Source organism: Streptomyces beijiangensis, assembly GCF_017315755.1.
Classification (GTDB): Bacteria; Actinomycetota; Actinomycetes; order Streptomycetales; family Streptomycetaceae; genus Streptomyces; species Streptomyces beijiangensis.
Map to the genome: position 1 here is coordinate 1 of NZ_JAFLRJ010000408.1, position 4,048 is coordinate 4,048.

Here is a 4,048-nt window from a genome sequence, read left to right on the forward strand (position 1 = left end):
GGCAGCGCCCCCAGGGAGGAGCCGACGGGCTCGGTGGGGTGAGCGGCCTTCGGCCGCTCGTCCTCAATCGCCGGACGGGCTTAGAGGTCACCCCAGCACCCGGCACAACGCATCCAACGCCCCCGCCCAGGCACTGTCCGACGGCGTCCCATACCCCACGACCAGCGCATCGCGCCCCGCCCCCACATCCGCGTGCCGATAACGCGCGAGCCCCTCCAGGGCAAGCCCCTGCCAGGCCGCCGCCTGCACCACGGACCGCTCCGTCCCCTCCGGAAGCTCCAGCACCGCGTGCAACCCCGCCGCGATCCCGGTGACCCGCACGGAAGGGGCCCGCGCGGCCAGCGCGGCCACCAGCTCGTCCCGCCGCCTCCGGTAGCGCACCCGCATCCCGCGCACATGCCGGTCGTACGCACCCGAGGAGACGAACTCCGCCAAAGTCAGCTGGTCCAGCGCGCTCGTCGACCAGTCCGACACCCCCTTCGCGGCGGCGACCTCGCCCACCAGCGCCTCGGGCAGCACCATCCACCCCAGCCGCAGCCCCGGAGCCAGGGACTTGCTCGCCGTGCCGAAGTAGACGACGTGTTCCGGGTCGAGGCCCTGGAGCGCCCCGACCGGCTGCCGGTCGTAACGGAACTCCCCGTCGTAGTCGTCCTCCAGGATCACGCCGCCCGTGGAGCGGGCCCAGTCGACGGCGGCCGCGCGCCGGTCCGGATGGAGCGGGAGCCCGATCGGGAACTGGTGCGCGGGCGTCATCAGCACCGCGCCCTCCCGGCCCAGCGCCCGGGTGTCCGTACCGAGGCGGCGGTCGAAGGGCAGTGCGGGCAGCCGCAGCCCGGCCCCTGACAGCAGGTTCCAGTGCAGATCGAGCCCGTACGACTCGACCGCCACCTCCCGCACCCTCCGCCCCCGCAACACCGTCCCCATCAGCCTCAGCCCATGCACGAAGCCCGAGCAGATGACGATCCGGGACGGGTCGGCGTGCACACCGCGCGCCCGCGCCAGATAGTCGGCGAGCACCGTCCGCAGCTCGATACGACCGCGCGGATCGCCGTAGCCGAAGGCGTCGTTCGGCGCGTCCGTCAACGCGCGCCGAGCCGCCTTGAGCCATTGGGTGCGTGGAAAGGAGGCCAGATCGGGGGCGCCGGGCTGGAGGCTGTACGCGGACGCAGGCCGCACCCGCGGCTGCGACACGGGCCTCTTCGCCGCACGCGGCGACGCCCTCTGGGCGACCCGCGTCCCCGACCCCTGCCGCGCGGTCAGCCACCCCTCGGCGACCAGCTCGGCGTACGCGTCGGCGACCGTGTTGCGGGCGATCCCCAGATCGACGGCGAGCGAACGCGACGAGGGCAGCCGCACCCCGGGCGCGAGCCGCCCGCTGCGCACCGCGTCGCGCAGCGCCTCGGTGAGCCCGGCGCGCAGTCCGGCCCCGCGCAGCTCAAGGTGGAGGTCGGCACCGAAAGTGGCCCACGAATTCGTCATGGAAATGGACCATACCCCTGCGCCATTCTCCCCGTAATGTCGCCCTCATGAACAAGCACAGCATGACCACGAACGAGCACAGCCACTACGTCCCCGAGCACACCCCCCGCCTCCAGTGGGCCGAGCACGCCCCCGACGTCTACAAGGCCATGATCAAGATGGAGATCGCCGCCAAGAGCGGCGTCGACCCGGTCACGTACGAACTCGTCAAGATCCGCGCCTCGCAGATCAACCACTGCGCGTTCTGCCTCGACATGCACACCAAGGACGCCCTCGCCGCGGGCGAGAGCGTGGAGCGGATCGTGCAGCTCAGCGCCTGGGAGGAGTCGCAGCACTTCTACACGGAGAAGGAGCTGGCGGCGATCGAGCTGACCGAGGCGGTCACCCTGCTCACCGACGGTTTCGTCCCCGACGAGGTCTACGCCAAGGCCGCCAAACAGTTCACCGAGCCCGAGCTGGCCCACCTGATCGCCGCGATCACCGTCATCAACGCGTGGAACCGTTTCGGCGTCACCACCCGTATGGTCCCCGGCCACTACACGCCGGGCGTGCACAAGTGACCACAGCACGCGGCTGGCGGATCCCCGCAGAATTCGGCAAGGCACTCGCCGCCCTGAGTGCGGCGGCCAAGCAGCATCTCGACCCTCTCCTCGCCGAGTTGGTCATGATCCGCGCGTCCCAGCTCAACCACTGTGCGTTCTGCCTGGACATGCATCTCGAACTGGCCCTGAAGAAGGGCGAGTCGCAGGACCGCCTCGACCTCCTCGCGGCCTGGGAAGAGGCGGGCGACCGGTTCACCGTTCAGGAGCGCGCGGCCCTCGCCCTCACCGAGGCAGTCACCGTACTCACCGACGGATTTGTCCCCGATGCGGTGTACGCGGAGGCAGCCAGGGAGTTCACTGAGACCGAACTGGCCCACCTCATCGCCGCCATCACGACCATCAACAGCTGGAACCGGCTGATGGTCGCCCGCCGTACCTCCCCGGGAGAGACCGCATGGCACAGCTGACCGCCACCTTCCGCGCCCTCCACCACGACCGCACCCCGGGCGACCCGCTCGTCATCCCCGGCCCCTGGGACGCCGCCAGTGCCCGCGTCTTCGCCGACGCCGGCTTCCCCGCCCTCGCCACGCCGAGCGCGGGGGTCGCCGCCTCGCTCGGCTACGAGGACGGTGAGACGCCCGCCGCCGAGATGTTCGCGGCGGTCGCCCGTATCGTCCGCTCGGTCGGCATCCCTGTCTCCGCGGACATCGAGGGCGGCTACGGCCTGCCGGCCAAGGAACTCGTCGCCCGCCTCCTGGAGACCGGAGCGGTCGGCTGCAATCTGGAGGACTCCGCCGAGGACGGCACCCTCAAGGACCCTGCCCGGCACGCCGACTGGCTCGCCGAGGTACGGACCGAAGCGGGCGACGCCCTCTTCATCAACGCCCGAGTGGACACCTTCCTCCGCGGCATCGACGACCCCGCCGAGGCGGTGTCCCGCGCCCACCGCTACCTCGCGGCCGGCGCCGACTGCGTCTACCCGATCACGGCCCCGCCGGACCAGCTCCCGCACCTGGCGGCCGGGATCGACGCCCCGATCAATGTCGGCGCCCCTCCCGGCGGTCCCTCCCTCGCCGAGCTCGGCCGGCTGGGCGCCACCCGCATCACCTTCGGCCCCGGTCTGCAGCGCAGGGCGACGGCGGCGGTACGGGAGATCGCCGGCGCACTCTCCCGCGGGACCTACTGACCGGACCTACCGACCGGACCTACCGACCCGGCCTACTGCCCCGGCTGGAAGAAGTCGAGCGCCACTTTGAGGTGCTCCTCCTGCCGGGGCCAGTCCGCGGCGGGCCCTGCGATGAGGACCGCGTACTGGAGACCGTCGGCGCCGGTGAAGGCCCGGTCGACCACCTGGCGCCGTTCGCCGGTGCCGTCCTTGTCGTACGCGTAGACCAGCTGGGCGGCGGTCCGGCCCGTGCCGCCCTCGCCGGGGACGTCCTCCAGGCTGATCTCCTGGTACCCGGACTTGGCGGAAGCGAGGTTCGCGGACGTCGCGTCGAGGGACTCGCGCGGGGTCGTGTCGGGCTCGGTGATGCTGTAGATCTGCATCAGATAGCCGTCGCCCGATGTCGCGTAGAACACGCCGTTCGCGCGTTCCGTACGCTTCCAGCCCACCGGTACGGCGATCGTGAAGCCCTTGCCGTCGTGCTCCACCCGGTAGCCCGCAGGGACCTGGCCCGACGGGGTGGCGGTCGCGGAGTCCGTCGGACTCCCTGACGCGGAGTCGACGGACTGCGACTCCGTGCCGGACGCCGTGGCGGTCACGCTCGCCGTCGGCTTCGCGTCCGTCGTACCGCCGCCGCCGTCACCGCCCCAGGTCACCCAGGCCGCCGCGGCCCCGCACGGCATCCGGCGGACGCGGCTGATCGTGCTGTGCCTGGTGGCCGCACTGGCCGGTGGCGGGGCCGCGGCGGCCTGCGTGACCTGGGGCGGTGACGGCGGCGGCGGTACGACCGACGCGAAGCCGACGGCGAGCGTGACCGCCACGGCGTCCGGCACGGAGTCGCCGTCCGTCGACTCCGCGTCAG

At 72.2% G+C, this 4,048-nt stretch carries 5 protein-coding genes and 1 pseudogene; 4 read left to right on the top strand and 2 right to left on the bottom strand.

Translation table 11 applies throughout. The features are described 5' to 3' along the window. Positions 1–87: 87 nt before the first annotated feature. A complete protein-coding gene (gene pdxR / locus J0695_RS32865) occupies positions 88–1,479 on the bottom strand; it encodes a MocR-like pyridoxine biosynthesis transcription factor PdxR (RefSeq protein ID WP_206968364.1) in 1,392 nt (463 codons plus the stop codon). A 62-nt stretch (positions 1,480–1,541) separates the two neighbouring features. Between pdxR and J0695_RS32870 the strand changes: the two genes are divergently transcribed. From J0695_RS32870 to J0695_RS32880, 3 genes are read left to right on the top strand one after another with little or no spacing between them, the layout of a single operon-like run. Continuing rightward, complete coding sequence (locus J0695_RS32870) at positions 1,542–2,039, top strand: carboxymuconolactone decarboxylase family protein (protein ID WP_206968372.1); 498 nt, start codon at positions 1,542–1,544, stop codon at positions 2,037–2,039. Then, the gene (locus tag J0695_RS32875; protein ID WP_307798840.1) at positions 2,036–2,488 is read left to right on the top strand and encodes a carboxymuconolactone decarboxylase family protein; all 453 of its coding nucleotides are present in this window, start codon (positions 2,036–2,038) and stop codon (positions 2,486–2,488) included. The genes J0695_RS32870 and J0695_RS32875 overlap by 4 nt, the downstream gene beginning before the upstream one ends. Continuing rightward, positions 2,476–3,207: an isocitrate lyase/PEP mutase family protein gene (locus tag J0695_RS32880; protein WP_206968368.1), complete on the top strand. Its 732-nt coding sequence runs from the start codon at positions 2,476–2,478 to the stop codon at positions 3,205–3,207. Before J0695_RS32875 ends, J0695_RS32880 begins: the two co-directional genes overlap by 13 nt. A 32-nt stretch (positions 3,208–3,239) precedes the next feature. Here the strand turns inward: J0695_RS32880 and J0695_RS32885 are convergent, their stop codons facing one another. Further along, the gene (locus J0695_RS32885; RefSeq protein WP_206968370.1) at positions 3,240–3,785 is read right to left on the bottom strand and encodes a serine/threonine kinase C-terminal domain-containing protein; all 546 of its coding nucleotides are present in this window, start codon (positions 3,783–3,785) and stop codon (positions 3,240–3,242) included. Between J0695_RS32885 and J0695_RS32890 the strand changes: the two are divergent. Beyond that, a pseudogene (locus tag J0695_RS32890) lies at positions 3,763–4,048 on the top strand (hypothetical protein); the annotation flags it as partial. The gene J0695_RS32885 and the pseudogene J0695_RS32890 sit on opposite strands and share 23 nt — an antisense overlap.